Raw genomic sequence first — 24,341 nt, 5'->3', positions numbered from 1 at the left:
GCAGCACCACCGACGGGCTGCGACTCAGCGACGAGACGGCCGCGCCGAGCGCGGCAGACGAAGGAGACCGGCGATGTCCGAGACGCTCGACCAGCTTGCCGCCACCCGGCTCGTGCCCGTCGTCGTCCTCGACGACGCCGCGCACGCCCGTCCGCTGGCCGGCGCCCTCGCCGAGGGCGGCCTGCCGGTCGCGGAGGTCACCTTCCGGACGGCGGCCGCCGCCGCGGCGATCGCGGAGATGGCGAGCGACGGTCGCGTCCTCGTCGGTGCCGGCACGGTCCTGACCCCCGCGCAGGTTGACGAGGCCGTCGACGCCGGAGCGCGCTACGTCGTGTCCCCCGGCTTCTCACGCGCCGTCGTCGAGCGCTGCGCGGCACGCGGTGTGCTCGCCCTGCCCGGTGCGGTCACCGCCACGGAGGTCCAGGCGGCGCTCGAGGCCGGCCTCTCGACCGTGAAGTTCTTCCCCGCCGAGACGTCCGGTGGCGCCGCCGCGATCAAGGCGCTGTCGGCACCCTTCGGCGGGGTCCGGTTCGTGCCCACCGGCGGCATCGGACCGACGAACCTCGCCGAGTACCTCGCGCTGCCCGCGGTCGCGGCCGTCGGGGGCAGCTGGATGGTGCCCCGTGACGCGATCGCCGCCGGCCGCTTCGACGACGTCGCCGCCATGGTCGCCGACGCCGTCGCCCTGGCCCGCTGACCGTCGTCGGCCCGATCCAAGGAGAACCCGTTGAGTCTGCAGATCCGCGACGCCGCCGAGTGCCGTTACGACGTGCTGTCCCTCGGTGAGGTGATGCTCCGGCTCGACCCGGGCGAGGGACGCATCCGCACCGCCCGCAGCTTCCGCGTGTGGGAGGGCGGGGGCGAGTACAACGTCGCCCGCGGCCTGCGCCGCGCCTTCGGGCTGCGCGCCGGGGTGCTGACCGCCCTCGTGGACAACGAGGTGGGCCGGCTGGTGGAGGACTTCATCCTCACCGGCGGGGTCGACCCCGCCCTCATCCACTGGGTGCCCTCCGACGGCATCGGGCGCAGCGTGCGCAACGGGCTGAACTTCACCGAGCGCGGCTTCGGCGTGCGCGGCGCGGTGGGGGTGTCCGACCGCGGGCACACCGCCGCCTCCCAGCTGCGACCGCAGGACGTGGACTGGGACCACGTCTTCGGTGAGCTCGGGGTGCGGTGGCTGCACACCGGCGGGATCTACGCCGCCCTGTCCGACACCTCCGCGGAGGTGGTGCTGGCCGCCGTCGAGGCCGCGAAGCGGCACGGCACGGTCGTGTCCTACGACCTCAACTACCGGCCGAGCCTGTGGAAGGACATCGGCGGGCAGGCCCGCGCGCAGGAGGTCAACCGCGAGATCGCCCACCACATCGACGTGATGATCGGCAACGAGGAGGACTTCACCGCCTCCCTCGGCTTCGAGGTCGAGGGCGTGGACGAGAACCTCACCGACCTCGACGTCGCGAGCTTCCGGGCGATGATCGAGAACGTCCAGGCGGCCTACCCGAACTTCGAGGTCATCGGCACGACGATGCGCAGCGTGCACACGGCGACGGTCAACGACTGGGGCGCGATCGCGTGGTCGAAGGACGAGGGCTTCGCCCAGGCCACCCACCGGGAGCGTCTGGAGATCCTCGACCGTGTGGGCGGCGGGGACTCCTTCGCCTCCGGCCTCGTCTACGGCCTGATCTCCGGGGAGTCGGTGGCCACCGCAGTAGAGTACGGTGCGGCGCACGGAGCGCTGGCGATGACGACCCCGGGCGACACCTCGATGGTGACCAAGGCCGAGGTCCTCAAGCTCGCTGCCGGCGGCAGCGCACGAGTGCAGCGCTGACGGCACCGAAGGAGCCTTCGATGACATCCACCCGCACCACTGTCGCGGGCAACGGGCGGGCGGCGACGCTGAGCGACGTCGCCCGGGAGGCCGGTGTCTCGCTCGCCACCGCCTCGCGCGCCATCAACGGCAGCACGAACCGCTCCGTGCGCGCTGACCTGCGCGAACGCGTCCTCGGCGCCGCGGCTCGGCTCAACTACTCGCCCAACGCCAACGCCCAGGCGATGGCCCGCGGCAAGACGGCGACGCTGGGCCTCATCGTCCACGACATCGCCGACCCGTTCTTCTCCACCATCGCCGCCGGCGTCACGGAGGCGGCCGACACCGCCGGGCTCGCGGTCACCCTGGCCAACACCCAGCACGACGCCGAGCGCGAGGTGGGCTTCATCCAGACCCTGCAGAACCTGAGGGCGCGCTCGATCATCGTCGTCGGCGGCCGGCAGGACGACGACGAGGCGAACCAGCGGCTGCGCGAGGCCCTGGCCGCCTACCAGGAGCGCGGGGGAGCGGCGGCGATGGTCGGCCAGCCGATCCTCGGCGTCAAGGCGGTGCACGTGGACAACCGCGGGGCGTCCGCGGCCCTGGCCCGCGCGCTGCACGGGCAGGGTTACCGGCGCTTCGCCGTCCTCGGCGGACCCGAACGGCACCTCACGGCCGCCGAGCGGCGCGGGGGCTTCTGCGCGGCGCTGGCCGAGCTCGGTGCCCCCGTGGCTGCGGAGGCGATCATCCCCTCGCCCTTCGTCCGTGACGGCGGGCACGAGGCGATGGTCGAGCTCATGCGCCGCGAGCTCGACGTCGAGGTCGTCTTCGCCGTCAACGACGTCATGGCCCTGGGCGCCATGACGGCGGCCCGCGAGGCGGGCCTGGTCCTGCCCCGTGACATGGCCTTTGCCGGCTTCGACGACATCTTCGCGCTCCGGGACGTCACGCCCACCCTCACCACCGTGCGGATCGACATGGTCGAGATCGGCCGTCAGGCCACCGCCCTCGCGCTGGGGGATGGCGAGGCACCTGACCTCGTCACGGTCACCGGCGAGGTCGTCCTGCGCGAGTCCACCCCCGCCCGGTAGCACGGAGGCGGTGGCCCGCGTCGGGCCACCGCCTCACGTGAGGGGGTCAGACGCCGCTCAGACGGTCACCTTCTCGCGGACCGCGGTGAGGACCTGGTTGTAGAGGCCCTGCACGTCCTCGGCGGGGGCCGCCTCGAGGATCTCGCCCTCGGGCGTGAGGTCCTGCCCGAAGCTGAGGCCCGGGCCGGGCAGGTGCACGGCCTTGACGCGGTCGAGGACCTCGCCGAGCTGGCGGGCGGCACCGGCGGCGGCTCCCCAGCCGTAGCCGACGACGCCGATCGGCAGGCCGTTCCACTCCGCGTGGAGGGAGTCGATCGCGTTCTTGAGGACCGCGGGGTAGCCGGCGTTGTACTCCGGGACAGTGATGACGAGGCCGTCGTAGGAGCGGATGCGCTCGGACCAGGCCACGGTGCTGGCGAGGGTGTAGTTGCCGGTGGCGGGCAGCTCGGGCTCGACGAGGAAGGGCAGGTCGACCTCGGCCAGGTCGACGACCTCGACCTCGGTGCCCTCGGGGGCGATGGAGGCGACCCACTGCGCGACCTTGTCGCCGACGCGGGTGGGGCGGGTGGAGCTGACGATGACGCCGATCTTCTGAGTGCTCATGCGACCGTCAATAGATGAACCTTCAACATTGTTCCCGAAATCGTCGACATGTGACCAGGTTCACGGCCTTGACAGCGGAGAGTGCCGCTGAGTAAGTTGGAAAGCGCATTCCCCCCAGTTGTCCGCCATACCGGCACGTCTCATTGGAGAGCACATGACCACGCGTACGCTGCGGATCGCGATGAACGGCATCACCGGCCGGATGGGGTACCGCCAGCACCTCGTCCGCTCGGTCCTCCCGATTCGCGACGCCGGCGGCTTCCTCCTCGAGGACGGCACCCGGGTGCAGGTGGAACCGATCCTCGTCGGGCGCCGCGAGGGAGCGGTCCGCGAGATCGCCGAGCGTCACGGCGTCGAGCACTGGACCACCGACGTCGACTCGGTGATGAACGACCCGAGCGTCGACATCTACTTCGACGCCCAGCTCACCTCGCTGCGCAAGGCCACGCTCACCGCTGCGATGAAGGCCGGCAAGCACGTCTACACCGAGAAGCCCACGGCCGAGTCCCTCGAGGAGGCCGTCGAGCTCGCCCGCCTGGGCCAGGAGACCGGCGTGACCGCCGGCGTCGTCCACGACAAGCTCTACCTGCCGGGCCTGGTCAAGCTCCGCCGTCTCGTCGACCAGGGCTTCTTCGGCCGCATCCTGTCCCTGCGCGGTGAGTTCGGCTACTGGGTCTTCGAGGGCGACGTCCAGCCCGCCCAGCGTCCGAGCTGGAACTACCGCAAGGAGGACGGCGGCGGCATGGTCGTGGACATGTTCTGCCACTGGAACTACGTCCTCGAGGGCATCCTCGGCAAGGTCGACGCCGTGACCGCCAAGGCCGTCACCCACATCCCCACCCGCTGGGACGAGCAGGGCAAGGAGTACACCGCCACCGCCGACGACGCCGCGTACGGGATCTTCGAGGTCACCACCCCGGACGGCGACCCCGTCGTCGCCCAGATCAACTCCTCCTGGGCGGTGCGCGTCTTCCGCGACGAGCTCGTCGAGTTCCAGGTCGACGGCACCCGCGGCTCCGCCGTCGCCGGCCTGCGCAACTGCGTGGCCCAGGAGCGCGCGCACACGCCCAAGCCGGTGTGGAACCCCGACCTGCCCGTCACCGAGCCCTTCCGCGACCAGTGGCTCGAGGTGCCGAACAACGCCGACCTCGACAACGGCTTCAAGCTGCAGTGGGAGGAGTTCCTCCGCGACGTCGTCGCCGGCCGCCCCCACCGCTACGGCCTGCTCTCCGCCGCGCGCGGGGTGCAGCTCGCCGAGCTCGGCCTCCAGTCCTCCGCCGAGGGGCGGCGCCTGGAGATCCCGGAGCTCACCCTGTGAGCGCGGACCTGTCCCGGCTCTCCCTCAACACCGCGACGACCAAGGCCCTGACCCTCGAGGAGGCCGTGGACGTCGCGGCGCGGGCCGGGCTCGGCGCGGTGGGGCTGTGGCGTGACAGGGTCGCGGAGGCGGGCCTCGAGCGAGCCGCCGCGGTGGTGCGCGAGGCCGGTCTGCGGGTCTCCTCGCTGTGCCGGGGCGGCTTCCTCACGGCCGTCGACGCCGACGGGCAGCGGGCGGCACTGGAGGACAACCGCGCCGCCATCGTCGAGGCGGCGACCCTGGGGACCCGGGAGCTCGTCATGGTGGTCGGCGGGCTTCCCGCGTGCCCCGAGCCAGGGCGCGCCGCGCGGCCCGACGGCGACCGCGACCTCGTGGCCACGCGTCAGCGGGTGGCCGACCGCATCGGGGAGCTCGTGCCCGTCGCGGCCGAGCACGACGTGCGGCTCGTCCTCGAGCCGATGAACCCGATCTTCGCCGCCGACCGTGGCGTGCTCTCGACGCTCGAGCAGTCCCTCGACCTCGCCGCGGACTTCCCCGCGGAGACGGTCGGGGTGGTCGTGGACACCTACCACGTGTGGTGGGACCCGAAGCTGGAGTCGCAGATCGCCCGGGCCGGCGCCGAGGGGCGGCTGGCGGGCTACCAGGTGTGCGACTGGGTGCTGCCCCTGGCCGACGACTCCCTGCTCTCCCGCGGGTACATGGGCGACGGCTACGTCGACTTCCCCACGATCACCCGGTGGGTGGCCGAGGCCGGCTACACCGGCGACGTCGAGGTGGAGATCTTCAACCAGGCCGTCTGGGACACCCCCGGCGACGAGGTCGTCACCACCATGGCCGACCGCTACCAGCGCCTCGTCCACCCGTACCTGTAGGGGCGCGCCGTCGTCACACCCTCCTCACGATCGTGTGGGTTTCGGGTTCCCAGGGAGTCCGAAACCCACACGGTCTGCAGAGTGGCGTCAGTGCACCTGGCATCCGGGCCGTCCGCACCTGCGTGGCTGGCCTTTCCAACCGCCGAGGCGGAGTGCGTCGACGACCTGCTGGGCCGTGCGGCACGGGGTCCCCACGACGTGCGTCCAGCGGTACCGCAGCGTCACCTCCCTGGAGGCGAGCAGTGCTGCGTTGTCGCGCCACGTGTCCTTGTCGGTGCGCCCGCCCGGGTGTGCCAGCTTGCCGTCGAGCTCGATTCGCACCTGCCACCTGCGGTAGCGGCAGTCCGCGCGGATCCGGGACCCCGCGAGCTGCTCGCGCACCTGGAGCTCCGACACCGGAAGCCCGTGGTCGACCTCGACGTCACGGTGGTAGTGCCGTTCGAGGGGTGACTCCATGCCCGCCGTGGCGTCGGTGAGGATGTCGAGGAGCAGCTCCCGACGGCGGACTCGTGACCGCCCGGCGACGGCAGCTCTGATGTCGGCCGGCTCAGCGACACGGAGGGCGCGCGTGAGCACGCCGACGACGTCGTCCTCCTTCTTCGCGCGGCAGGCGAGGTCGACGGCGGTCTCTGCTGCGGTCGTCACCGCGATCCGGCCCTCCCAGACGGCGGGGACCGAACGGCGGCGGTGGATCCGCAGCCCGCGCTGGGCGATCACCGTTCTGCGGGCGGGCACGCTGATCTCCACCGTGTTCGACACTCGCTGGGCACGGGTGGCATCGTTCTTGAACCACCAGTCCCCGGCCGTGGCGTGAGAGAGCGCTGCTCCCTTGCCCGCGTACGCCAGGGCGGCGACGACCCGGGTGTCCCACGTCGGGTGACCGGCGTGGGTGATGTAGACGCCAGGGTAGGCCCGGCGCCAGATGCGGTGATCGACCTGAGAGCGGATCCACGTGTCGGAGACGCCGCTCTCCTCGAGCTGGGAGCGTGTGAGGACGAACCAGTTCTGTCCTGCCATGCGGTTGATCCGCCGACGGTCGGGCGTCATGGCGGCAGCGTCCAGCAGGGGACGGCCGCCGCGGTGCGGACGCCGGTGACGCCGTGGACGTGAGGTACGCCGGACGGACCTGTGGAGCGGTCCCTCCCTGGCCCGGAAAAAGACCGTGTGGGTTCCGCGCTCTCAGAGAACGCGAAACCCACACGATGTCGAGAGGGGCGCGCCTGCGCCTGCGAGGCGGGCGAGGCTCAGTGGATGTTCTGGTGCTCGCGGTACTCGCGCCAGACGTTCTCGAAGAAGTCGTCGGCCTCGGGGATCGACCGGCGCGGGCGCCAGGTGACGGCGACGTCACCCGCCTCGCTCGGCGACGCCGGGTCCGCGGCGCGGTGCGGCGTCCACGACACCTCCTGGACCTCGTCGTCGAGCGCGCCGCCGTCGAGGGTGAAGCGGAACAGCTCGGGCAGCTCCAGCTCCTGCGAGGCGTCCGGCCCGTAGCCCACGAGCGGCAGCGACCCGGCCGGGTCGGTGTAGAGCACCGAGCCGCGCGAGCGGCCGCCGTGGTCGACGTAGTCGGCCATGGCCGTGAGGTACACCTGCGCCGTCGTGAGGATGTCGCGCACGAGGAAGGCGCGGTTGACGGCCCGGCGCGACCCGGCGTCGGCCACCACGAGCTCGCGGTAGGTGCCGAGCCACTCCTCCACCTGCTCCAGGGCCTCGGCGATGGACTGGCGCGAGCGGACCGGGCCGGCCTTGGCGCTCATCAGCTCCCCGACCTCGCGGAGCAGGTCGCCGGTGTTGTCCTCCGCGCCCGCGGCGGCCCGATCCGTCGCGCGGTGCACGAGCTCGACGGCGTCGCGCAGCGGCCCCTCGGCCGCGGCGGCGAACTCCGCCTCCCCGAGCGGCGCACCCGACCGCCGCGCCGCGATGAACTGCGCCGCGCGCGTCGCTCCGACCTGCCCGCTGTTGAGCGCCGCGCCGCCGGGCCGGTACACCCCGTGCGCCCCGCCGGCCTCGCCCACCGGGAAGAAGCCGGGCAGGTCCGACTGCCACCACGCGTCCACGAGCAGTCCGCCGTTGTTGTGCTGGGCGCACACGTCCACCTCGAGCATCTCCTGCTCGAGGTCCACGTACGGGTTCTTGTTGAGGTAGAACTCGTACGCGGGCAGGTTCATGTGCTTGAGCCGCTCGATCGGCGTGCCGAACAGGACGCCGGCCTTCTCGAGGTACTCGTAGGCCTCCGGGTCCAGCGCGGAGGGGTAGAAGTCCTCCCGCACCGGGTTGCGGCGGAAGTCGAGGAACACCCGCCGGCCGCGGAGCACCGTCTCGCGGTAGACGAGCAGGTCGACGAGCGAGGAGCCGTCGCGCGCCTTGCGCACGTCGAAGGGCCACTGGTAGCCCTTGAGGAACACGAGCGACATGAGCCGGCCGTAGTCGGGGATCGCCTCGGTGAGGAACTCCCGCTCGTCCCCGCCGTCCTGGTCGGTCGACACGAATCGCGGCACCACCTGCATGTAGGTGCCCGACACGTTCCACCGCGGCTTGGTCGACGCGAGCCCGAACTGCCACTCGGTGACGTTCTTCCCGCCGATCCCCGCGCGGTAGGCGGCGCCCGAGGCGCCCCACTGCCCGTTGGGGAAGACCCGCGTCGCATAGAGGCCGGCGGGCCCGCCGGTCGCGTAGACGACGTTGGTGCACCGCACGAGCAGGTACGGGCTGCGCTCGCCGTCGTGGGGGACGTCGGTGCGCAGGAGGAGCAGCCCGGCGACGGCGCCGTCGCGGGTGAGGACGTCGACGACGCGGCACTCGGGGAAGATCCGGGTGCCGTTCGCGTTGACCTGCTTCTCCAGCTGCTCGACCATCGTCCGCGAGGTGTAGGGCCCCACGGAGGTGGCGCGCTGGCGCGGGTCGTGGTCGGTCTTGTACCCGATGAACTCCCCGTAGCGGTTCTGCGGGAAGGGGACGCCGAGGTCGGCGAGGTGGAGGAAGGCGCGCGCGGACAACGCGGCCTCGGCCAGGGCGTTGTCGCCGTCCATCGCGCCGCCGGCGAAGAGGGTCTGGGCCATCTCGCGCACCGAGTCGCCGTTGTCGCCCGAGAGCGTGAGCTTGTAGTACGTCTGCTTGTCCGAGCCGGCGTTGCGGCTCGCGCCGGCACCGATCTTGTCGGTGACCATGACGACGTCGTCCTGGCCGAGCTGGACGAGCCGCTCGGCGGCGCAGTACCCGGCCGATCCGGTGCCGACGACGACGGTGTTCGCGGTGACGACGGGCACCTCGCGTCCGGCGATGTGCAGGGTCTGGGGCTCGTGGGTGGTCACGGGGACGCTCCTCGTCACAGGGTGGGGATGTGCATGCCGCCGTCGACGTTGATGACGTCGCCGGTGGAGTAGGGCATCCGGCCGGCGACGAGCTGGGCAACCGCCCCGCCGACGTCGGACGGTCGGCCCCAGCGCGGGATCGGCGCGCCACCGGAGGCGAAGAAGGCGTCGTACTTCTCCGTGACGCCCGCCGTCATGTCCGTCGCGATGATGCCGGGGCGGATCTCGTAGACGACGATCCCCTCCGGCGCGAGGCGTGCGGCCCACAGCTGGGTGGACATCGCCATGCCGGCCTTGGACAGGCAGTACTCGCCGCGGTTGGTCGAGACGGTGACGGCGGAGGTCGAGGAGACGTTGACGATCGTGCCGACGGGCTCGTCGGGCAGCGCGGTCATCTCGCCCCGCCGCTCGACCATCGTCCGCGCGACGAGCTGGGTGAGGAAGTAGGGACCGCGCAGGTTGATGTCCATGACGCGGTCGTAGCTCTCCGGGGTGGCGACGAGGATGTCGTCGCGGACCGTGGGGGCCACGCCGGCGTTGTTGACGAGGACGTCGATCCGTCCCCACTGCTCGAGGGTGGCCGCGACGTAGCGCTCGTGATCCGCGAGGTCCGAGACGGACCCGCGAACGTAGATCGCCTCGCCGCGCTCGCGGAGCTCGGCCATGAGGTCGGCCGGCTCCTCGCGGGTCGCGAGGATCGCGACGGCGTACCCCTCGTCGAGCAGTCGGGTGGTGATGCCCAGCCCGATGCCGCGGTTCCCCCCGGTCACCATCGCTACCTTCGGCACGTCTCATCCTCTCCGTCGAGTGTGGGGCGGCCAGTGCCGCCCGGCCATCATGGCTCAGCCGCCGCCCCATGGCAAGCGCTTTCCGGTGCGAGTGGTTCGACCCGGGTCGCGGCGGCCTGTCGCGTGGTCGGGACGTCGTGGTGCCGATGGTCTGGCCTCGGCGGCGATGAGCGATCAGTTCCTCCGACCAAAAATCGCTCCTGGTGGGAGCGGCCCTGCTGGCGGCGGTAACAACTGAGCTCTCGGCGGTATCGGTGGTGGTCGGGGATGCGGTTTCCGCCAGCATGCGTGGGAGATTTTGAGGATCGGGCAGTGTCGACGTGATCACGATCACGCAACGCCCTTGCGCGGTGGGCGCCGGAGACCGTACTGTCCGGAAAGCGCTTTCGAGAGCGCGTCCGGAACCAATGAAGGAGGACGGATGTCAACGAAGCGGTTGACCCGGGGGATCGCAGCAGGTGCCGTGGCCATGCTCGCGCTGGCGGCCTGCGGGGACGGCGGAGGCAGTGACACCGGTGACGGTGGCGACTCCGAGGACCCCATCGTCATCGGTGTCTCGCTCCCGCTGACCGGTGACTTCGCCGAGCCCGGCAAGGGTGTCGAGCGTGGCTACCAGACCTGGGCGCAGGTGACGAACGACAACGGCGGCCTCCTCGGCCGGCAGGTCGAGCTCGAGATCCTCGACGACGCCTCGGACGCCGCCCGCGTCGTCTCCGACTACGAGTCCCTCATCGCCCAGCAGGAGGTCGACCTCCTCTTCGGCCCGTTCTCGACCCGGCTCGTCGTGCCCGCCTCCCGCGTGGCCTCCGAGTACGGGATGCTCTTCGTCGAGCCGGCCGCGGCCGCCGCCGAGGTCTTCGAGAACGGCTTCGAGAACATCTTCTACGCGGCCCCGGCCATCGCGCCGGACCACTACAACAACCTCGTCGAGCACATCCTCTCGATGCCCGAGGACGAGCGGCCGCAGACCATGGCCGTGGCCGCCATGGACGACCCGTTCGCGCAGGGCACCGCCTACGGTCTGCGCGACAAGCTCGCCGAGGCCGGTGTCGAGGTCGTCGTCGACGAGGTCTACCCGCCCAACCAGTCCGACTTCAACGCCATCGCCGCGAAGATCGCCGACGCGGACCCCGACCTCGTCGTCGGTGGCACGCAGTACCAGGACGCGGTCAACCTCATCCTCGCGCTGCAGCAGCTCAACTACCAGCCGCGCATGGCCGCCTTCTCCACGGCGCCCACCAACCCCGAGTTCCCCGAGGCCATCGGTGGGGCCGTCGAGGGCATCCTGTCCCCGACCGGCTACTCCAACCAGGCCGACTGGCCCTCCAACGAGGAGTTCGTCGCGGCCCACGTCGAGCTGCACGGCGAGGAGCCGCAGGAGGACGAGGCCAACGCCTACACGACCGGTCAGGTCGTCGCGGCCGCCGTCGAGGAGGTCGGCTGCGCCGAGCAGGGCGAGTGCCAGCAGCAGCTCATCGACTACCTGCGCGGTGCGACCGTCGACACCGTCGTCGGGCCGCTCGCCTGGGACGAGGCCGGCCGCCCCAACGGGGCGCACATGATCCTCCAGTACGTCGACGGCGAGATCGCCATCGTCCTGCCCGAGGACACCGCGACGGCCGAGCTCGTCTACCCGAAGCCGGAGTGGTGACCCGACCGTGTCACTCATCTTCCAGAGCCTGATCCTGGGCGTGCTGCAAGGAGGGCTCTACGCCCTCCTTGCAGCAGGGCTCACGCTCTACTTCGGAGTCATGCGGGTGGTGATGCTCGCCCACGCGGCCTTCATCATCCTCGCCGGGTACATCGCGTGGCGCTTCTCCAGCTCCACCGGGCTGGACCCGATGCTCTCGCTCATCGGCACGGTCCCGCTCTTCTTCGTCCTCGGCTTCGCGATCCAGCGCTGGCTCATCAGCCGGCTCAAGCCGGCGACGATGACGATGATGTCGGTGCTCATCACCTTCGCGATCGCCCTCATCATCGAGGGCCTGCTCGGGATGATCTTCACCGGCACGCAACGCCGCATCCAGCTGCCCTACGGGTCCGCGAGTATCGACCTGCTCGGTGCCTCGATCCCCGTCGTGCAGATCATCTCCTTCGCGCTCGCGGGGCTCAGCCTGCTCGCGCTGTTTCTCGTGCTCAAGAAGACCCGCTTCGGCCGGGCCCTGCGCGCGACCATCCAGCACCGGGAGGCGGCCCAGCTCGTCGGCATCGACACCGACCGGACGGCGGGGCTCGGCTTCGGCCTGGGCCTGGCCACCGCAGCCGTCGGCGGGACCGCCCTCGCGCTCAACCAGACGATCTACCCCTCGCTGCACTGGCACTGGATCGGCCCGCTCATGGCGATCATCGTCGTCGGCGGCCTGGGCTCGATCCCGGGCGCGGCGATCGCGGCCCTGCTCCTCGGCGTCCTGCGCGTCATGGCCGAGCTGCTCCCCGGTGTCACGCCGACCTTGGCGCAGACCATCTTCTACCTGGCCCTCTTCCTCACCCTCATGGTGCGGCCGCAGGGATTCTTCGGAGGTCGCCTTGCTCAGCGTTTCTGACCGGACCAAGTCCTTGCCCGCGCGCAGCCCCGCGGCCGGTGGTGGTGGCGTGAGCCGGCTGCGGCCGGTGCTCCTCATCGCCGTCGTCATCGCGGTCCTCGCGCTGTGGCCCTCGATCTCCCCCAACGCCTACATGCTCAGCGCCGGCGTCATCGTCCTCAACTACGCGGTCTTCGCGACCGGGTGGAACATCATGGGCGGCTTCACCGGCTACATCTCCCTGGGCCACGCCGCCTTCTTCGGCCTCGGCTCCTACGGGACAGCGCTGCTCGTCATCCACACCGGGATGAACTGGCTGCTCGCCACCCTGGTCGCCGCGTTGGCGACGGCGGTGCTCACCATCCCCGTCGGCTTCGCCGCGCTGCGGGTGCGCGGCTCCTCCTTCGTCATCGTGACGATCGCCCTCGTCCTCGTCCTCCAGCTCCTCTTCCAGAGCTGGAGCACCGTGACCGGTGGCTCGGCCGGACTGGTCGTCCCGCGGCCCTTCCCGGACATGCTGCGGCCCGAGCACCACCGGACCTTCTTCTACATCTTCCTCGCGCTGCTCGCCGTCACGCTGCTGGCCTGGACGCTCATCGACCGCTCGCGCTTCGGTGCCTCCCTCAAGAGCGTGCGCGAGGACGAGGACAAGGCCGAGTCCCTCGGGGCGCCCACGGGCAAGCTCAAGCTCGTCGCGTTCGTCATCTCCGCCTTCTTCGTGGCGGTGGCCGGCGGGTTCTACGCCCTGTGGTTCGGTGACCTCGACCCGATCTTCCAGTTCGACATCGTGCTCGGCTCCACCGTCGTCCTCATGGCGCTGCTCGGCGGGGTGCGGTTCCTCTTCGGCCCGCTGCTCGGCGCCGTCGTCGTCGGGTCGGCGCTGGAGTACTTCGTCCTCAACTACGGCGACACCCAGTTCCACCTCATTGCCACCGGCCTGCTCCTCGGGCTCGTCGTCCTCTTCCTGCCCGACGGCGTGCTCACCGGGGCAGCCCAGCTCGTGCGCCGTCTCGGCCCGCAGAGCTCCTCGATCCGGGAGGTCTCCGCCGAGGAGCTGCGCCAGCAGCAGGAGGCCACGACCACGACCACGAAGGAGGCCGGCGATGGCCGCGGCTGACACCGTCCTGCGCACCGAGGGGCTGACGAAGTCCTTCGGTGGCGTCCACGCCGTCGACGGCGCGACCACCGAGTTCTACGAGGGCAGGATCAACGGCCTCATCGGGCCCAACGGCTCGGGCAAGACGACGTTCTTCAACTGCGTCACCGGCATGATCCGCCCCGACTCCGGCACCGTGACCATGCACGGCAAGGACGTCACCCGCTGGGCCCCGCACAAGATCGCGCGGGCGGGCCTGGGCCGCAGCTTCCAGCTGTGCCGGGTCTTCCCGCGGATGACTGTGCTGGAGAACATGCTCGTCGCGGTGCAGCCCCGCACGCTGGGGGAGTACCTCGCCAACACGCGTAGCGCCGAGACCGTCGAGAAGGCGCGGGCGATGCTGGCCCGGGTGGGCATCGACCACCTCGAGGCCTCCGAGGCCCGCGACATCTCCTACGGGCAGCAGAAGCTGCTCGAGCTCGGCTCCACCCTCATGACCGACCCGCCCTTCGTCATGCTCGACGAGCCGGCCGGCGGCGTGAACCCCTCCCTCATCGAGCGGATCGCCCTGCTCGTGCGGGAGCTCAACGACGAGGGCACGACCTTCCTCATCGTCGAGCACAACATGGACCTCATCATGAGTCTGTGCGACCACATCGTGGTCTTCGACCGTGGCCGGCCGATCGCGACGGGCACGCCCGACGTCGTGAAGTCCGACCCGAAGGTGCTGGAGGCATACCTTGGCGTCTGACATCGTCCTCGAGCTCGACGACATCCAGGCGGGCTACGGCAAGGCGGCACTCGTCCTGCGCGGCCTGTCGGTGCAGGTCCGCCGCGGCGAGGTGGTCTGCCTCGTCGGTCCCAACGGCGCGGGCAAGTCCACCGTCCTCAAGGTCGCCAGCGGCATGCTCAAGCCGCGCGAGGGCACCATCACCCTCAACGGGAAGGACGTGACGGGCCAGGGTCCGCAGCAGCTGCTGCGCGGTGGGCTGTCCCACGTCCTCCAGGGGCACAGCGTGTTCAAGGAGATGACCGTCGAGGAGAACATCATGCTCGGCGGCTACTCCCTCAAGGACCAGTCGGTCCTCCCGGAGCGCTGCGCGTACGTCAAGGAGGTGTTCCCGCTCGTCGGGGAGCGCTGGAACGACACCGCGGGCCTGCTCTCCGGCGGCCAGCAGAAGCAGGTCGAGTTCGCCCGTGCGCTCGTCATCCGTCCCGACGTCGTGCTCCTCGACGAGCCGTCGATGGGGCTGGACCCCAAGCGGGTGACGACGATCTTCGAGCAGGTCGACGTCATGCGCAAGGCCGGGGTCGCGGTGCTGCTCGTCGAGCAGAACGCGCGCCGGGCGCTCGAGATGGCCGACATCGGCTGCGTCCTCGACCTCGGCAAGGTCTTCGCCACCGGCCCGGCCCGTGAGCTGCTCGCCGACCCCAAGCTCAGCGACCTCTACCTCGGCGGCCGCCCCGCCACGACCTGACGGAGCGCCCCCTCCATCCCCAACGCCGAGAGCTGAGTTGTTCCAGGAACAACTCAGCTCTCGGCGCGAAGGGGTGGGGGAGGGGGCGGGGGAGGGGCTAGGTGAGGTGGGGGGCGAGGTGCTCCCACAGGGCCTCGCCGTCGCCGGCCTCGACGAAGGGCACCCGGCGGCCCTCGGTGAGCCGGTCGCCGTCGTGCTGGTCGCGGCCACCGTCCATGGCCTGCGGGGTTCCGTGGGACAGCACGTGCTCGCTCGGGGTGAGCTGGCGGATGGCGACGGCGGCGACCCGGTCGGGGTGCTCGCGCGCCAGCTCGGCGTAGATCTCCGGGTCGTGCTGCCCGTCGTCGCCCACGAGCAGCCAGCTGATCTCGGGGAAGTCGATGAGCAGGCGCCGCAGCGTCGTGCGCTTGTGCTCCTGGCCGCTGCGGAACCACCCGGTGTTGGTGGGCCCCCAGTCGGTCATGAGCATCGGACCGGCCGGCAGGTCGCTGCGGCGGAAGAAGCGCTCGAGGGCGGGCACGACGTTCCACGCGCCGGTCGACAGGTAGAGCACCGGCGCGTCCGGCCGGGCGGCCTGGACACGACGGAAGAGCTCGGCCATCCCGGGGACCGGCTGCCGGGTGCTCGTGTGCCGGACGAAGGTGTTCCACGCCGCGACCAGGGGGCGCGGCACGCGGGTGACCATGACGGTGTCGTCGATGTCGCTGATGACCCCGAAGCGCGTCTCGGGGCCGATGACGAGCACTCGCGCCGTCACCGGTCGGGCGCCACGGGCCCGCACCGTGATGTCGTGCCAGCCCGGCTGGAGACCATGGTCGGGGACGAGCAGGTCGAGGTAGCCGCCGCGGTTCACCCGCCCCCGGTGGGCGAGGTCGCCGATCTCGACGACGACGGGGAGGTAGGCGACGGGGGTGGTGAGGAAGGAGCGCCAGCCGCGTTCGGCATCCTGGGCCTCCGTGAGCTCGCGCTCGGTGGCACCGACGTCGGCGGCTGTCGGGTCGCCGTCATCCTCCTTGAGGAGCACACGAGCGAGGACACGAAGCCGGTCCGTGGTGCCGAACCCGGTGTAGGTGATCGTTGTGGGGCGCCAGCCGCGCCGCCGGAGCAGTGGGATGAGACGGCGGTAGAGGCCGTCCTCGAGCGAGGATCCGAGGGAGGGGCGGGCCATGTCATCGACCGTAGAGGAGCGTGCCACGGCCCGCGCCCCGGGAGAAGGGACGCGGGCCGCGTGGAGGGGTCAGCGCGCCGGCGGCGGGGGGTTGCCCATGTCCCGTCGCTCGACGTACTCGGTGTGGCTGCTGTTGCGACGCTGGCGCTGCATCGCGAAGGCGAGCACGAGGGCAAGCACGCCCACGGCCATGAGGATGTAGCCGATGATCTGGATGTTGAAGACCTCCCAGGTGTCCGGGCTCAGCCCGAAGGCGAGGACCGCGCCGACCACGATGAGGAAGATCCCTCCGCCGATTCCCATGACTCATCCTTTCGTTTGAGGTGCCCCGAGTCTGGCGGTGAGCCCTCGCTCGCGCACGTCGAACCGTGCGGTCGCCTCCCGTTCACCGGAAGGTCACCGGCCTCCCCTACGGTCTGCCTGCCCCTGCCGGACCGTAGGAAGTCGAGCTCATGACAGCCCATCACACCCGCCGCGCGGCGGTCGCGACGACGGCGCTCGCCGCACTGACGCTCGGGACGCTCGTCGCCCCCGTCGCCGCGGCGCCCGCCGACTCCTGGCCGCTCGTCGTCACGGAGATCGCCCCCAACCCGGACAGCTACGACCACTTCGAGTACGTCGAGGTCACCAACCCCACGGACGCAGACGTCACGCTCGGCGACGGGGGCTACACCTTCTCCTACGCCTTCGAGGACACCGCCGACGGCGGCAACGACGTCCCGCTCGAGGCGCCTGCCGGCACGGTCGTCCCCGCCGGTGGGACGGTCGTCCTGTGGGTGTCCTACGAGAGCGAGGACGGCAACGTCAACTCCTTCGCGTACGACGAGGACGACTTCCGCGCGTTCTGGGCCGAGCGTGGCGGGTCCGCGGAGGCCTACGACGTCGTCCGCGTGACGGGCCAGCCCGGCCTGGCCAACGGGGGCAACCGCAGCATCCGCATCACCGGGGCCGACGGCGAGGTCGTCGGGTGGTCCTTCTACCCGGCGGGCTCGGTCGGCATCGACCAGGTGGCGCAGTTCCGCGTGCCGGTCGACGCCGCGACGCGCTCGATGGACCTGCTCGCCGGGCCCGCCGCGGCGTCCCCCGGGGTGGTCGACGCCGCCCAGCTCGAGGACCGCGGCGCCGAGGAGCCGGAGCAGCCCGAGGAGCCGGTGGAGCAGGTCCCCGCGCTGCCCGCAGACTCCCTCGTCGGCAACCTCATGCTCACCGAGCTCGTCGTCGACTCCCAGAACGTCGGCTCGAGCGACGGTTACGAGTACATCGAGGTCTACAACACGACCACCGAGCCGATCGACCTGTCCGACTACGGCATCCGCTACCAGTACCCCGACTCCGGCAGCTCCGCGCTGTGGCCCGTGGAGCCCGCCGACGCGGTCGTCCCCTCCGGTGGGACGGTCGTCGTCTGGGTGAAGAACGGAGCCAACGACGACCTCACGGCCGCGGACTTCAACGCCTTCTGGGGCACCGAGGTCCCCGAGGCGCAGATCCTCGAGACCTACGTCGGGGGCATGGCCAACGGCAGCGCCCGCGGCATGGAGATCATGACCGCCACCGGCGTCACGGTCAGCGAGGGGTTCTACAACATGGGCGGCGTGCGCGACGTCCAGACCGACCAGGGACTCACCTACGCCGCCGACCCCGAGGACTTCTCCCAGCAGACGCTCCTCGGCTCCCGCCCCGCGAGCCCGGGCGCCGTGGACGCCGACCAGGTCCCCGCCGAGCTCACCGCCATGACTGCGGACACTGCCGGGCCGCGGGTGGAGGACACCACCGCGGGCAGCATCGACCCGGAGCAGGACTTCACCGTCTCCGCGACGATCACCGACGACACCCTCGTGCGCAGCGTCACCCTGCAGCTGCGTTCCGACGTCGACGAGGAGTTCACCGACCACAACCTCCTCGTCGGTGACGGCGACACCTACGCGCACACCGTCGGCGCCGTCGACCTCACCGGCAAGAGGTTCTACGAGTACCGGTTCGTCGCCTCCGACGGGACGAACGAGACGGTCGGGGACCTCACCCGGGTGGCCGTCGACGGCGCCTCGACCGACGCGGTCCGTCTCAGCGTCACGGACGGGGACGTGCTGTCCGGCACCACGACCGTCTCCGCGGCGGGCGACACCTACCCGGCGGACATCGCGCTCTCGATCGACGACGAGGTCCGCACCCCGACCACGGCCCAGCTCGAGAGCTCACCGGTCTTCGCCGTCGAGGTCACGGCCACCGACGACCGCTTCCGCAACGCCGTCGTCATGCCGGGCGAGGGCGACACCCTCGACCAGCAGTGCACGTCCGGGCGGGTGCTGACGATCTTCGAGCGCGGCACCTACTCCGAGATCGAGACCGTCACCGCGCAGATCCCGCTCGCGGACGTCGTCCAGGGCGAGGAGCTCACCGTCATCGTGTCCGCCGGCACCAAGGCCTGGCCGTGCGAGGACGACAACGAGAACAACGACGACTACACCATCAGCGCGCCGCGGCTCATCCTGCCCGACGGCCGCACCCTCCAGCCGGCCGGCTACGAGGGCGGCAACATCCCCATGGGCGACACCAACGACAGCAAGTACGACAACTACCCCGCGGTGTTCACCATCCCCGACGACGCGTACGTCGCCCAGGGCTACACCTGGGACACCACCGACGTCGAGGACGGCACCCACACGGTCAGCGCGACCGACGGTGAGGTCACCGCCGCGGCGGACGTCGTCGTGGACAACACCGCCCCGGAGGTGACGCCCGCGTTCACGGCCGGTTCGCGGACCGAGGACCGGCTCCAGGGTCGGATCGTCCTGGACGCGGTGATCACCGACGCCACCACCGAGGTGGTGGACGTCGTCGCCACGCTCGACGGCGAGGTCGTCGAGCTGCCGCAGGAGACCTCCTCGACCGAGCTCTCCACCGGTGAGCACACCCTCGTCGTCACGGCGACGGACACCGCCGGCAACGTCGGTGAGATGACCGAGACCTTCACGACGCCGGAGGAGGACCCGACGGCCGAGCTCCTGTCGCCCCTGGACGGGGCAGAGGTCACGGGCCCCGCGGTGGAGCTCGTCGCGCAGGTCGCCGACGAGGCGGGCGACGAGCTCGACGTCGTCTTCCGCGAGGCCTACACCTACGACGCCACCGACGCCGCCGTCACCGTCTCCTCCGGGGAGACCCGCGACGCGCTCGCGACGGAGCGCGACGGCGTCGAGCTCGACGCGGAGCAGCGGGCGGCCCTGCGCGCCGTCGACGGCGAGTCCGCGGACGTGAGCAGCGCCGACGCCCTGCCCTACCAGACCTTCGACGTCGCGGTGCCGGAGGGCTCCGGCGACGACGCCTCGGTGCGCATCACCTGGGACGGCTCGGCCAACGCGTCGGCCAAGGTCCTGCTCCACGTGTGGAACACCGCCGAGGAGGCCTGGGAGGAGGTCGACCGCCACGTGACGACCGACGCCGAGGAGTTCACCCTCACGGCGGACGTCCCGACCACCGACCACCTCGTCGACGGCACGGCGCGCTTCCTCGTCCAGCACTCCGAGGGCTGGGCGGGGGAGAACCTCAGCGACCGCGAGACGGTCGTCGAGCCCGCGCACCCGCAGGACACCCCGCGTGACGAGTACGACTTCACCCTCGCGTGGGAGTCGGACACGCAGTACTACAACGAGGAGTTCTACGAGCACCAGCTCTCGATCCACGAGTACCTGCTCGACCAGCGTGAGGACGTCAACCTCCAGTACCTCTTCCACACCGGTGACATCGTCGACAACTTCGACCAGCCCTACCAGTGGGCGAACGCCGATCCCGCCTACGCGATGCTCGACGACGCGGGCCTCCCGTACGGCGTGCTCGCGGGCAACCACGACGTCGGCAACTTCGACAGCGACTGGACCGCCTACTCCGAGCACTTCGGGCAGTGGCGCTTCGCGGACAACCCCTGGTACGGCGGCTCCTACGAGGACAACCGTGGTCACTACGACCTGTTCACGGCCGGCGGCATCGACTTCATCGTCGTGTCCATGGGCTGGGACCCGGGTGACGCGGAGATCGCGTGGATGAACGAGGTGCTCGCGCAGTACCCCGAGCGCGTGGGCATCATCAACCTGCACGAGTACCTGCTCACCACCGGTGGGCTGGGGCCGATCCCGCAGCAGATCCAGGACGAGGTCGTCGCGACCAACCCGAACGTCTCCATGGTGATGTCGGGGCACTACCACGACGCCTACACCCGGTACGACTCGTTCGACGACGACGGTGACGGCGTCGAGGACCGCACGGTCACGCAGATGCTCTTCGACTACCAGGGCCTGCCCGAGGGTGGCCAGGGCTTCCTGCGGCTCCTCCAGTTCGACAACGAGGACGAGGAGATCCGGGTGCGGACCTACTCCCCGTCGCTCGAGGTCTACAACTCCGACCACGAGTCCCTGGAGCTGGAGAACCAGGACTTCGTCATCAGCTACGAGACGGCGGGCATCGTCAGCCGCGTCAAGGAGCTGAGCACCGACGCGTTCGCCGCCGAGGTCCTCACCGACACGGAGATCCCTGCCGGCTCGGAGCAGGCGATCGCCAAGCTGACCGACGTCCCGAGCGGCGCCGTCGTCACGGCGTCGTGGGTGCCGGCGGACGGCACGCACTCCTGGTACGTCACGGCGACCGACGCGCACGGCGGCGAGGTGGACTCCGAGGTCCGTTCCCTCACCTTCACCCAGGCGCCGGACGACTCGGACGACGACGGCCCCGGTGACGGCGGCCCCGGTGACGGCGGCCCCGGCGACGGGTCTGACGGTGACGGTGGCTCGGGTGCCGGCGACGGTGGCTCGGGAGACGGTGACGGCGGGTCCGGCGGAGCCGGCTCCGGCAGGCTGCCCTCGACCGGTGCGCCCCTGGCCCTCGCGGGTCTGGCCGTGCTCCTCCTGCTGGGCGCCGGAGCGGCGACCAGGCGGCTGAGCACGCGCGCCTGAGACTGCGAAGGCCCGGACCCCAGTGGATGCGGGGTCCGGGCCTTCGTGCACCCGGCGCGGTGCTCAGCTCGTGACGGCCGTCCTCACCCCAGAGCGGTGTCGACGACCGCCTTCGCCTCCGCCTGCACCTGGGCGAGGTGCTCCTCGCCGCGGAAGGACTCGGCGTAGATCTTGTACACGTCCTCGGTGCCGGAGGGGCGTGCGGCGAACCACGCGCTCTCGGTCGTCACCTTGAGCCCGCCGATCGCTGCGTCGTTGCCCGGTGCCCGCACCAGCCGGCCGGTGATCTCCTCCCCGGCGAGCGTCGTCGCCGTCACCTGCTCCGGGCTCAGCGCCGCCAGCCGCGCCTTCTGCTCGCGGGTGGCCGGGGCGTCGATGCGGGCGTAGGCAGAGGCGCCGAAGCGCTCGAGCTGCTCCTCGTGGAGCTGGCTGGGGCTGCGGCCGGTCACCGCGAGGATCTCCGAGGCGAGCAGCCCCAGGATGATCCCGTCCTTGTCGGTGGTCCACACCGAGCCGTCGCGGCGCAGGAAGGACGCACCCGCGGACTCCTCCCCGCCGAAACCGACCGACGAGTCGAGCAGCCCCGGCACGAAGTGCTTGAAGCCGACCGGCACCTCGAGCAGCCGCCGTCCCAGGCCGGCCGCCACGCGGTCGATGAGCGCGGAGGAGACGAGGGTCTTGCCGACGGCGGCGGCCTCGGGCCAGCCGGGCCGGTGGGCGAAGAGGTACTCGATCGCGACGGCGAGGAAGTGGTTGGGGTTCATCAGCCCGCCGTCGGGCGTGACGATCCCGTGCCGGTCGGAGTCGGCGTCGTTGCCGGTGGCGATGTCGTAGGGGGCCGGGCCGCCGTCCTCGGGGCGCATGACCCGCAGCAACGAGGCCATCGCCGACGGCGAGGAGCAGTCCATGCGGATCTTGCCGTCCCAGTCGAGGGTCATGAACGACCACCGCGGGTCGACCTCGGGGTTGACGACGGTGAGGTCGAGCCCGTAGCGCTCGCCGATCGCGCCCCAGTACTCGACGGCGGCGCCGCCGAGCGGGTCCGCGCCGATGCGCACGCCGGCGCGGGCGATGGCCTCGAGGTCGACGACGTTGGCGAGGTCGTCGACGTACGCGGCGAGGAAGTCGTGACCCCGGGTGGTCTCCGCGGCCAGCGCGCGTTCCAGCGGCAGGCGCGGGACGTTCCCGACGCCGGTGCGCAGGATCTCGTTGGCGCGCGCGGCGATCCACGAGGTCGCGTCGGAGCCCGCGGGTCCGCCGTGCGGCGGGTTGTACTTGAACCCGCCGTCGCGGGGCGGGTTGTGGGAGGGGGTGACGACGATGCCGTCCGCGCGGCCCGGGCCCTCGACGCGGACGCCGGCTGCCGTGCCGGCCCCGTTGGCGAGGAGGATCGCGTGGGAGACGGCGGGAGTGGGGGTGTAGGAGTCGCGGGCGTCCACCCGCAGCTCGACCCCGGCGGCGGCGAGGACCTCGACGGCGGTGCGCCACGCGGGCTCGGACAGCGCGTGGGTGTCGCGACCGATGAAGAGGGGGCCGTCGGTGCCCTGCGCCCGGCGGTACTCGACGATCGCCGCCGTCGTCGCGACGATGTGCGCCTCGGTGAAGGCGGAGTCCAGGCTCGAGCCGCGGTGGCCCGAGGTCCCGAAGGCCACCTGCTGGGCGGGATCGTCCACGTCCGGGGTGCGGTCGTAGTACGCGGAGACGACCGCGTCGACGTCGATGAGGTCCTCGGGCAGGGCGGGGGTACCGGCGCGCTCGTGCATGCTCCTGATCCTGCCACCCCGGCTGCGCCCAGGCCCACCGATCGCGCGCGCCGGGCCCGGCGCTCCGCCCCCACCGCCCACCCACCGCCCACTCACCCCACCGCCCACCCCACCCCCACCGTCCACCCACCCCACCGCCACCCACCGCTCACCGTGCGCCTCCTGGTCCACCGTGCGCCCGGTCGACCGGGCGCACGGTGGACCTAAGGGCAGCAAGGTCGGAGCGGGTGGCGGGTGGCGGGTGGCGGGTCGCGGGTGGTGGGTGGTGGGTGGCGGTGCCGGGCGGCGCCGGGGTGGGCGCGCGCCGCGCGCGTTACGGTGGATCGCATGGACGATCTCGACCAGCCCAGTGACCTCACCGTCGGCGACCTCGACCCCGCCGCGCCCGTTCCCGCGGGCCACGCGGTCCTCGACGTGCGCGAGCAGGAGGAGTGGGACGCCGGGCACGTCCCCGGCGCGGTCCACATCCCGCTCGGCGAGCTGCCCGACCGTCTCGACGACCTGCCCGAGGAGGACCTCCTCGTCGTGTGCCGCTCCGGCGGCCGGTCGATGCGGGCCACGGCGTGGCTCAACCACTCCGGGTTCACCGCCCGCAACCTCGACGGCGGCATGCACGCCTGGGGCGCTGCCGGGCTGCCGATGACCGCGGACGAGGGGCGTGACCCGTACGTCCTGTAGGCACCGATAGGCTGGTGGCCATGGGTAAGAAGAGCCGCAAGCGCCAGTCCGAGAGCCCCCGTCCCAAGCGGGTGGAGGTGCCCTTCGTCGAGCGTCCCTTCGAGGGCCTGCCGGGGGAGACGGACTGGGTCGCGATGCGCGAGGTCGTCCCCTCGGCCACCGCCACCGTGCGCACGACGGCGGAGTACGGCTCCCGCGAGGTCGTCGTCGCCACCATGCTCCCCGAGCTGTGGCCGGCGCTGCACCGCGAGGACGGCACCGTCCTCGTCGGCCTGCAGACGGCCGCGAAGTCCGGGGACGCGAGCCGCGACGTCGCCGCCGCCCTGCTGCTCGCCCTTGACGCCGAGCCCGGCGAGCCGGTCCTCAACCTCGGCATCCTCGAGCCCGGCCCGCGCCTGCAGGACGTCCTCGACCTCACCGTGCCCTTCGAGCCCGTCGTCCACGACGACTTCGCGTTCTGGCTCGCCGAGGACCAGGAGCGCGACGCGGACGTCACCGCCGCCATCGAGCAGTCCAGCGAGGGCATCGTCCCGACCGTCAAGGTCGCCGGCGTCGAGTCCGCCTACTGGTGCCGCATGGGCCGGGAGTTCCTGCGCTGGGCGCGCCCCGAGCCGCAGGAGGACGTCCTCGACGCCTTCGCCCGCCTCCACGCCCGCCGCGAGTCGGAGCTGGAGGAGGGCGCCCGCTTCGTCGGGGCCTTCCGCACCAGCGGCATCCTCGTGCCCGTGTGGGAGCTGGTGCCGGGCACCGAGGCCGACGAGCTCGCCGCCCCGTGCGCCGCGTTCGAGAAGCGCCTCGAGGCGGCGCTCGCGGAGGAGGGGCCGCTCGACGCGGACGCGCGGCGCGCTCGCGCGGGGATCGTCTCCCGCCAGGTCACCCTGCGCTGACGGCCCCTGCGCCGTGAAC

Annotated in this window: 20 protein-coding genes; 13 read left to right on the top strand and 7 right to left on the bottom strand. The window is 71.6% G+C overall.

The window, feature by feature from the left end; genetic code table 11:
* Positions 1–73: 73 nt before the first annotated feature.
* Genes eda through DSZ44_RS14450 form a run of 3 tightly spaced genes read left to right on the top strand, consistent with a single transcriptional unit; the run spans position 74 to position 2,898 of the window.
* Entirely contained in the window at positions 74–697 is a 624-nt protein-coding gene (eda, locus tag DSZ44_RS14460) for a bifunctional 4-hydroxy-2-oxoglutarate aldolase/2-dehydro-3-deoxy-phosphogluconate aldolase (protein WP_110853341.1), read from the top strand.
* A gap of 30 nt (positions 698–727) precedes the next feature.
* Positions 728–1,828 carry a sugar kinase gene (locus DSZ44_RS14455; RefSeq protein WP_110853340.1) on the top strand — a complete coding sequence of 367 codons (1,101 nt, stop codon included), beginning with the start codon at positions 728–730 and terminating at the stop codon, positions 1,826–1,828.
* Between the two features lie 20 nt (positions 1,829–1,848).
* Positions 1,849–2,898, top strand: coding sequence for a LacI family DNA-binding transcriptional regulator (locus DSZ44_RS14450; RefSeq protein WP_110853339.1), 1,050 nt, complete (start codon positions 1,849–1,851; stop codon positions 2,896–2,898).
* A 57-nt stretch (positions 2,899–2,955) separates the two neighbouring features.
* Here the strand turns inward: DSZ44_RS14450 and DSZ44_RS14445 are convergent, their stop codons facing one another.
* Positions 2,956–3,501, bottom strand: coding sequence for an NADPH-dependent FMN reductase (locus DSZ44_RS14445; RefSeq protein ID WP_110853338.1), 546 nt, complete (start codon positions 3,499–3,501; stop codon positions 2,956–2,958).
* 154 nt (positions 3,502–3,655) lie between these two features.
* Here DSZ44_RS14445 and DSZ44_RS14440 point away from each other — a divergent pair, with 154 nt between their 5' ends.
* Together DSZ44_RS14440 and DSZ44_RS14435 are read left to right on the top strand one after the other, a co-directional pair.
* Entirely contained in the window at positions 3,656–4,819 is a 1,164-nt protein-coding gene (locus DSZ44_RS14440; RefSeq protein WP_110853337.1) for a Gfo/Idh/MocA family protein, read from the top strand.
* Positions 4,816–5,691 (top strand): sugar phosphate isomerase/epimerase family protein, encoded by an 876-nt coding sequence (locus DSZ44_RS14435; protein ID WP_110853336.1) that lies wholly within the window; start codon positions 4,816–4,818, stop codon positions 5,689–5,691. Before DSZ44_RS14440 ends, DSZ44_RS14435 begins: the two co-directional genes overlap by 4 nt.
* Before the next feature lie 87 nt (positions 5,692–5,778).
* Here DSZ44_RS14435 and DSZ44_RS14430 read toward each other — a convergent pair whose 3' ends face one another.
* From DSZ44_RS14430 to DSZ44_RS14420, 3 genes are all read right to left on the bottom strand, one after another.
* Positions 5,779–6,738, bottom strand: a complete 960-nt coding sequence (locus DSZ44_RS14430) for a hypothetical protein (protein ID WP_110853335.1) — start codon at positions 6,736–6,738, stop codon at positions 5,779–5,781.
* 197 nt (positions 6,739–6,935) lie between these two features.
* Positions 6,936–9,002 carry an FAD-dependent oxidoreductase gene (locus DSZ44_RS14425; RefSeq protein WP_110853334.1) on the bottom strand — a complete coding sequence of 689 codons (2,067 nt, stop codon included), beginning with the start codon at positions 9,000–9,002 and terminating at the stop codon, positions 6,936–6,938.
* Between the two features lie 14 nt (positions 9,003–9,016).
* Positions 9,017–9,790 carry a 3-ketoacyl-ACP reductase gene (locus DSZ44_RS14420; RefSeq protein WP_110853333.1) on the bottom strand — a complete coding sequence of 258 codons (774 nt, stop codon included), beginning with the start codon at positions 9,788–9,790 and terminating at the stop codon, positions 9,017–9,019.
* 421 nt (positions 9,791–10,211) lie between these two features.
* Between DSZ44_RS14420 and DSZ44_RS14415 the strand changes: the two genes are divergently transcribed.
* The 5 genes from DSZ44_RS14415 to DSZ44_RS14395 are packed head-to-tail and all read left to right on the top strand — an operon-like array spanning position 10,212 to position 14,886.
* Positions 10,212–11,441 (top strand): amino acid ABC transporter substrate-binding protein, encoded by a 1,230-nt coding sequence (locus tag DSZ44_RS14415; RefSeq protein ID WP_110853332.1) that lies wholly within the window; start codon positions 10,212–10,214, stop codon positions 11,439–11,441.
* A gap of 7 nt (positions 11,442–11,448) precedes the next feature.
* On the top strand, positions 11,449–12,333 hold the full coding sequence (locus DSZ44_RS14410) for a branched-chain amino acid ABC transporter permease (protein WP_110853331.1): 885 nt from the start codon (positions 11,449–11,451) through the stop codon (positions 12,331–12,333).
* 49 nt (positions 12,334–12,382) lie between these two features.
* Entirely contained in the window at positions 12,383–13,429 is a 1,047-nt protein-coding gene (locus DSZ44_RS14405; protein ID WP_258369545.1) for a branched-chain amino acid ABC transporter permease, read from the top strand.
* On the top strand, positions 13,416–14,159 hold the full coding sequence (locus DSZ44_RS14400) for an ABC transporter ATP-binding protein (protein ID WP_110853330.1): 744 nt from the start codon (positions 13,416–13,418) through the stop codon (positions 14,157–14,159). The genes DSZ44_RS14405 and DSZ44_RS14400 overlap by 14 nt, the downstream gene beginning before the upstream one ends.
* Entirely contained in the window at positions 14,149–14,886 is a 738-nt protein-coding gene (locus DSZ44_RS14395; RefSeq protein ID WP_110853329.1) for an ABC transporter ATP-binding protein, read from the top strand. The genes DSZ44_RS14400 and DSZ44_RS14395 overlap by 11 nt, the downstream gene beginning before the upstream one ends.
* Before the next feature lie 97 nt (positions 14,887–14,983).
* On the opposite strand, the gene DSZ44_RS14390 is transcribed toward DSZ44_RS14395, so the two are convergent.
* On the bottom strand, positions 14,984–16,054 hold the full coding sequence (locus DSZ44_RS14390; RefSeq protein WP_110853328.1) for an App1 family protein phosphatidate phosphatase: 1,071 nt from the start codon (positions 16,052–16,054) through the stop codon (positions 14,984–14,986).
* Positions 16,055–16,123: 69 nt separating this feature from the next.
* Positions 16,124–16,357 carry a DUF6458 family protein gene (locus DSZ44_RS14385; RefSeq protein WP_110853327.1) on the bottom strand — a complete coding sequence of 78 codons (234 nt, stop codon included), beginning with the start codon at positions 16,355–16,357 and terminating at the stop codon, positions 16,124–16,126.
* 149 nt (positions 16,358–16,506) lie between these two features.
* On the opposite strand from DSZ44_RS14385, the gene DSZ44_RS14380 reads away from it, so the two are divergent.
* Positions 16,507–20,994 (top strand): lamin tail domain-containing protein, encoded by a 4,488-nt coding sequence (locus DSZ44_RS14380; protein WP_110853326.1) that lies wholly within the window; start codon positions 16,507–16,509, stop codon positions 20,992–20,994.
* Positions 20,995–21,077: 83 nt separating this feature from the next.
* Here the strand turns inward: DSZ44_RS14380 and pgm are convergent, their stop codons facing one another.
* A complete protein-coding gene (gene pgm / locus DSZ44_RS14375) occupies positions 21,078–22,757 on the bottom strand; it encodes a phosphoglucomutase (alpha-D-glucose-1,6-bisphosphate-dependent) (RefSeq protein WP_110853325.1) in 1,680 nt (559 codons plus the stop codon).
* A gap of 327 nt (positions 22,758–23,084) precedes the next feature.
* On the opposite strand from pgm, the gene DSZ44_RS14370 reads away from it, so the two are divergent.
* Positions 23,085–23,435 carry a rhodanese-like domain-containing protein gene (locus DSZ44_RS14370; protein WP_110853324.1) on the top strand — a complete coding sequence of 117 codons (351 nt, stop codon included), beginning with the start codon at positions 23,085–23,087 and terminating at the stop codon, positions 23,433–23,435.
* A gap of 20 nt (positions 23,436–23,455) precedes the next feature.
* Positions 23,456–24,322, top strand: a complete 867-nt coding sequence (locus DSZ44_RS14365) for a DUF5926 family protein (RefSeq protein WP_110853323.1) — start codon at positions 23,456–23,458, stop codon at positions 24,320–24,322.
* Positions 24,323–24,341: the final 19 nt, after the last annotated feature.

The organism is Georgenia satyanarayanai, from assembly GCF_900116375.1.
Classification (GTDB): Bacteria; Actinomycetota; Actinomycetes; order Actinomycetales; family Actinomycetaceae; genus Oceanitalea; species Oceanitalea nanhaiensis.
Note: the sequence above shows the minus strand (reverse complement) of the source record. Positions and strands in the feature narration are given on the sequence as shown.